Here is a 4,980-nt window from a genome sequence, read left to right as displayed (position 1 = left end):
CAATTATTTCGATCTCCATCTTTCTGAAGTGGGTAGCTTCAACCTGGAGTTGTCCACCGGTTACTGCTACAATGCGGTACTTTGGTTGCCGTACACCCTCTCCGACCTTTTGACGCTCTCGTGCATAAATTTTCATGGTATTCACCTCAAGATAATCAACTGATAAACAAACTGTTATATCAGGTGATATCTAATAATCTATCTATAGTCCTCTCAACTATTTAGATATTACTCAGGTGACCTATGCACAGACAACGACATGATATTCCCAACAAACTACAGGGAGAAACCTTGGTCAGAAATCAGCTCTTTGAAAAATATAAAGAACGACCATTGGTCAGGATACTCCCGGAACTAAATGTCATCAAGATCGGCGGGCATGGGATTATTGATTATGGCCGGGATGTTGTTCTCCCTCTTGTTGATGAACTTGGTTCACTCTCTGAACATCATCAGATCCTGGTGATCACCGGAGGGGGCGTAAGAGTCAGGCATATCATGGATATCGGGCTTGATCTCGGTATGCCAACCGGGATTCTCTCTGAACTGACCAGTAAGATCTCTGAACAGAATGCACTGATGATGGCAACGCTCCTCGCACCGTGGAAAGCAAAACGGATCCACACAACCGATCTCCTTGAACTCCCAACGCTTCTGGCTATGGGGGCATTACCGGTCACTCATGGAACTCCGCCATACGGCCTGTATGAACATCCGTCTGAACGGAGCAATGGCGGAATCCCAGCACACCGCACCGATACCGGTGCATTCCTCGCAGCAGAAGTGCTCGGAGCAAAACGATGTATCCTTGCGAAGAATGTGGACGGTTTATTTGATAAAGATCCCCTGAAAAACCAGGATGTCGTGTTGATCCCTGAAATAACCGCGAGTGAACTGATCGAGATGAATATGGAAGATCTCGTTCTCGAACGAAAACTCCTTGAAATAATGCTTGAGTCAGGAAATCTCCCATGTGTACAGATCGTAAACGGGCATAAGCCAGGAATGATAACCCGTGCAGTCATGGGCGAGAATGAAGGAACTCTCATCTGGGCACGATAGGAATTAAAACCGTAGACGGTTTTCCCCAAACTTTAACACTTTTCTCTTCGTCTGCCCGGTATCAGCAGAAGTAAACAAAATAGAATGCCGGCGATAAACGCAACAGCCATTCCTGCGGGTACTGCGATAATTGCCATAGCACCTGACAAAAGAAGGTTGTCTGATTTCCTCCCCCGGTTTATGAGTTCAATTGCTACTGCTAACAGGAGTGCTCCAAATACTCCTTTAGGAATGCTTGAAAGGATTATCGGGTCGGTTAGCAGGGTAGCGGCTCCGATGAGAATTAATCCGCCGAGAACCAGAGAGGAACCATGTCGTGCTCCAAACCGATAATGAGCCGCAACTCCGCCTGCTCCATGGCACAAAGGAAAGCCTCCGAGTATAGAGGTAGAGAGACTCATTGCACCGACAGTAATACTCAATCGGTCAGGTGATACCGGATGATGATATAGTTCTGAGGCGAGGAGAGAGGTTGCCAGGATTGAGTTTGCTATCGTCAGGGGAATCTGGGGAAGAACGAGATCCGGACCGGCTATCATAAAATAAGACAATCCTGGAATTGTCACAATGGGGAGAGTGGGAAGCCTGCATAACGGCATCCCATGAGTATGGAGAATTACCCCCACTCCAATGGCAAGAATTGCGAGAGCTGAGAGATCAGGAACATCCCGCCTGAGTCGTATCATTGCAAATAGAATGATAACTCCAATACAGATCACAAAGAAGAAAGGATCAAAAATACCGAAATCAAGGACCGCACTCTTCAACAGTAACAGACCGAGACCAAGTTGTATCCCCTTTATTACCGGAGAAGGGATACGTTCCTGCATCCAGTTCATGCCTCCGGCCATCCCCAGAATCACAAAGAGAAGACCAGTAAGAATCCCTGATGCTGCTATCAATTCAGGAGAGAGATTGCCGGCAATAGAGATAGCCGCAACCGCTTTCAAAGGTTCTACCGAGAGGGGAATCCGGTAGATTATTCCGGTGAGGATGTACCAACACCCGCACAGAAGCAGCATCAGAGAAAGCGACATCCCTGAGGTCAGGGAAACGGCAAAAAAAAGCGGAAGAACAGTCCCAAAATTACTGACTGATCCCGCAATATCACTGCCTGATAGCAATGGGAGAGGGACGGGATCAGAACTGACCTGAGGATGATTCGTCATCTGGCATCACATGGACTGAGGGAGCTTTAAAGGAGAGGATGACTTCCTGCCCAGGAGTGAGACTCATATCCCTCACTGCCTGCCAGGTCACCTGAACAGCGAGAACAATCTGCCCACAGGCAACCATCACATGACTGATGATCCCATACGGCCTGATTCCGGTTATCGTGCCGGAGATTACATTTCTCGCGCTCATCTTTCCATCAGGTTCGTTATAGAGGGTAATGTCTTCAGGCCGAATCGCCACGATCACCCGGTCGTCTGGAAGGGTATTCATGGCAAGCACCGTCACCCCTCCCAGATCCACCCGCATCATCCCGTCTTCTCTCCCGGTCACATGGCCTGAAAGAACATTCTGAATACCGATGAATCTGGCAACATCTGCCGAACAGGGTTCTGAAAAAACCTTCACCGTCTCATCAGTCTGGATAAACCGTCCTCCCATCATCACTGCAATCATATCTGCCATCCGTTGTCCCTGAAAGAGATCATGTGAGGACATGATGACCGTTGTCCCCTGTTTGCGATTATAATACCTGATGAGTTCCTCGATCTTTGAGGTGGAAAGGGGATCGAGATTTGCAGTCGGTTCATCAAGCAGCAGGAGATCAGGCTCGGTAACCATCACCCGGGCAAGGGAGACCCGTTGCATCTCCCCGCCGGACAAGGTTCCTGCCTTCCGGTTCTCATATCCTGAAAGCCCGATCTCATCAAGTTTCTGGTACACCCGTTTTTCAATCTCATCTCTGGCAATCCCCCGGTACCGGAGTCCTACCGCAATATTCGCAAATACAGTATCCTTAAAGGCAATCGGGGTCTGAAAGACCATGCCCATCCTTCGTCGTAACGCAGTTACATCCTGACTCTGTTCATGGAGGGATTTGCCATCAAAGTAGATCATACCACGAGTTGGAGTATCCAGGAGATTGATGAGCCTGAGCAGGGTTGTCTTCCCCTGACCTGACGGCCCGATGATGGTGAATATCTTCCCTCTGGGTATCTCTGCCGAGACCTTATCAAGGACCAGTTTCTCCCCAAATGCTTTTGATATGGCGTCCAGTCTGATCATGATTCACCGCTGCTGAAGATATCCCATCATAATGTTGATGATGAGAGCGATTCCCAGGAGAATAATTCCAAGGGCAAGAGAAAGTTCGAAGTTACCCATCGAGGTCTGTAGAGAAATTGCCGTGGTAAGCACCCGGGTATGCCCCTTAATATTCCCTCCAATCATGATCGCTGCCCCGACTTCTGATATGGCCCGGGAAAATCCGATGACTACAGCTGCCATAATCACGTATCTGGCCTCGCGAAGATGACTCAGGAGGAACTGCAGACGGTTCGCCCCCAGGGACCGGATAGTATCAGTGATGGTGGGATTGATACCCTGCAGAGCAGCGATAGTAAGTCCGGTCATGATGGGAATGACCAAAATGGTCTGGCCAAATATCATACCACTGGGCGTGAAGAGAAATCCGAGAAATCCGAGCGGACCGGTCCTGGAGAGGAGCATATAACAGACAAGTCCGACGATGACTGTCGGAAGTGCATATAGTGTCTGAATCAGACTGATAAGGGTCTTTTTTCCCCTGAATGTACTGAAGTTGATCAGAGTTCCAAGGGGAAGTGCAACGATAGTACAGATCAGTACAGATGTGAACGTGATCTCAAGGGTACGGGTCGTAATCTCGATGACCTCAGGATCAAAGGTGGATAGCAGGTTGAACGCAGTACCAATTGCGGAGATTAAATTATCCATCAGTGGAAAATAGAGGGTGAGTGCCGGTAATAAAATTACTCTACCGGGCTTGAGATCTCTGCTTCGGTTACATTCAGATTTGCTGCATCGCCCTTTGCTGGAACAAAGAGAGGCTTTCCATACTTTTCAGTGCCGAAATCAGCAATTAATTTCTGTGTATCATCACTGATGAGGAAGTTCTCCCATTTCTTTCCTGCATCAACATTGATCCCTGCGTTCGGGAACTTGTCCGGGTTGACTCTGATAACTGCGTAGATATTCAGGAGATCTTTACCATCGGTTACGAGGGGAACAAGAGTAATGTTGCTCTGCATTGAGTTCCAGGTTGAAGCGTCAGCGAGCGTGTACCCATCCTTCTCGTTTGCCATGGTGATAGTTTGTCCCATTCCAGCTGCTGCATCGATATACCAGGGAGATTTGTTCACTACGGTGTAGTCTAATCCAGCAGATTTCCAGATGAGTTTCTCACGGGAGTGAGTCCCTGAACCGTCACCACGGGAGACAAAGACTACTTTGGTATCGGTATTTCCAGCCTCTGATATCGCCTTAAAAGCTTCACTAGCGGTCTTTCCAGCGATCTTTGCCGGGTCTGATTCAGGGCCGCCAATCATAAAGTAGTTGGATGCAAAGACACGACGATCAAGACCATTTCCTGCGTCAAGGAATTTGTCTTCTGCAGCCCGATCATGGACCATTACCACATCAACATCACCGGTTTGCCCATATCCAATAGCTTGTCCGGTTCCGACCGCTATCCACTCGACACTGACATTGTTCTCCTCTGCAAATTTCTTGGAGAGTTCATCAAGTACTCCGGTGGCATCCAGACTGGTTGTTGTTGCAATCAGGAGACGGTCACTAGCATGCTTGGCATCAGTAAGGTCCTTTACCTTCTCTGCAGATGCCCCACCACAAATGAGCATAACTGCAAGAAGCAGACATGTCATTATCAATGCTCGCTTCATCATATGAGTATAGCCTCTTTTTTGT

Annotated in this window: 5 protein-coding genes; 1 reads left to right on the top strand and 4 read right to left on the bottom strand. The window is 48.3% G+C overall.

Annotated features, from left to right (window positions below; genetic code table 11):
• Nucleotides 1–243: 243 nt before the first annotated feature.
• Entirely contained in the window at nucleotides 244–1,062 is an 819-nt protein-coding gene (locus LUQ50_RS07115) for a uridylate kinase (RefSeq protein ID WP_300038294.1), read from the top strand.
• A gap of 32 nt (nucleotides 1,063–1,094) precedes the next feature.
• On the opposite strand, the gene LUQ50_RS07110 is transcribed toward LUQ50_RS07115, so the two are convergent.
• The 4 genes from LUQ50_RS07110 to LUQ50_RS07095 form a co-directional block, all read right to left on the bottom strand.
• Nucleotides 1,095–2,231: a putative sulfate/molybdate transporter gene (locus LUQ50_RS07110; protein WP_300038290.1), complete on the bottom strand. Its 1,137-nt coding sequence runs from the start codon at nucleotides 2,229–2,231 to the stop codon at nucleotides 1,095–1,097.
• On the bottom strand, nucleotides 2,203–3,300 hold the full coding sequence (locus tag LUQ50_RS07105) for an ABC transporter ATP-binding protein (RefSeq protein ID WP_300038287.1): 1,098 nt from the start codon (nucleotides 3,298–3,300) through the stop codon (nucleotides 2,203–2,205). Before LUQ50_RS07105 ends, LUQ50_RS07110 begins: the two co-directional genes overlap by 29 nt.
• A 3-nt stretch (nucleotides 3,301–3,303) precedes the next feature.
• A complete protein-coding gene (locus LUQ50_RS07100) occupies nucleotides 3,304–3,990 on the bottom strand; it encodes an ABC transporter permease (protein ID WP_300038282.1) in 687 nt (228 codons plus the stop codon).
• Nucleotides 3,991–4,025: 35 nt separating this feature from the next.
• On the bottom strand, nucleotides 4,026–4,980 hold a 955-nt coding region (locus LUQ50_RS07095), incomplete at its 5' end, for a substrate-binding domain-containing protein (protein WP_300038279.1).

It is taken from the genome of Methanospirillum sp., assembly GCF_028679455.1.
Classification (GTDB): domain Archaea; phylum Halobacteriota; class Methanomicrobia; order Methanomicrobiales; family Methanospirillaceae; genus Methanospirillum.
The sequence above is the reverse complement of the archived record's forward strand: the minus strand, read 5'-3'. Positions and strand labels throughout refer to the sequence as shown.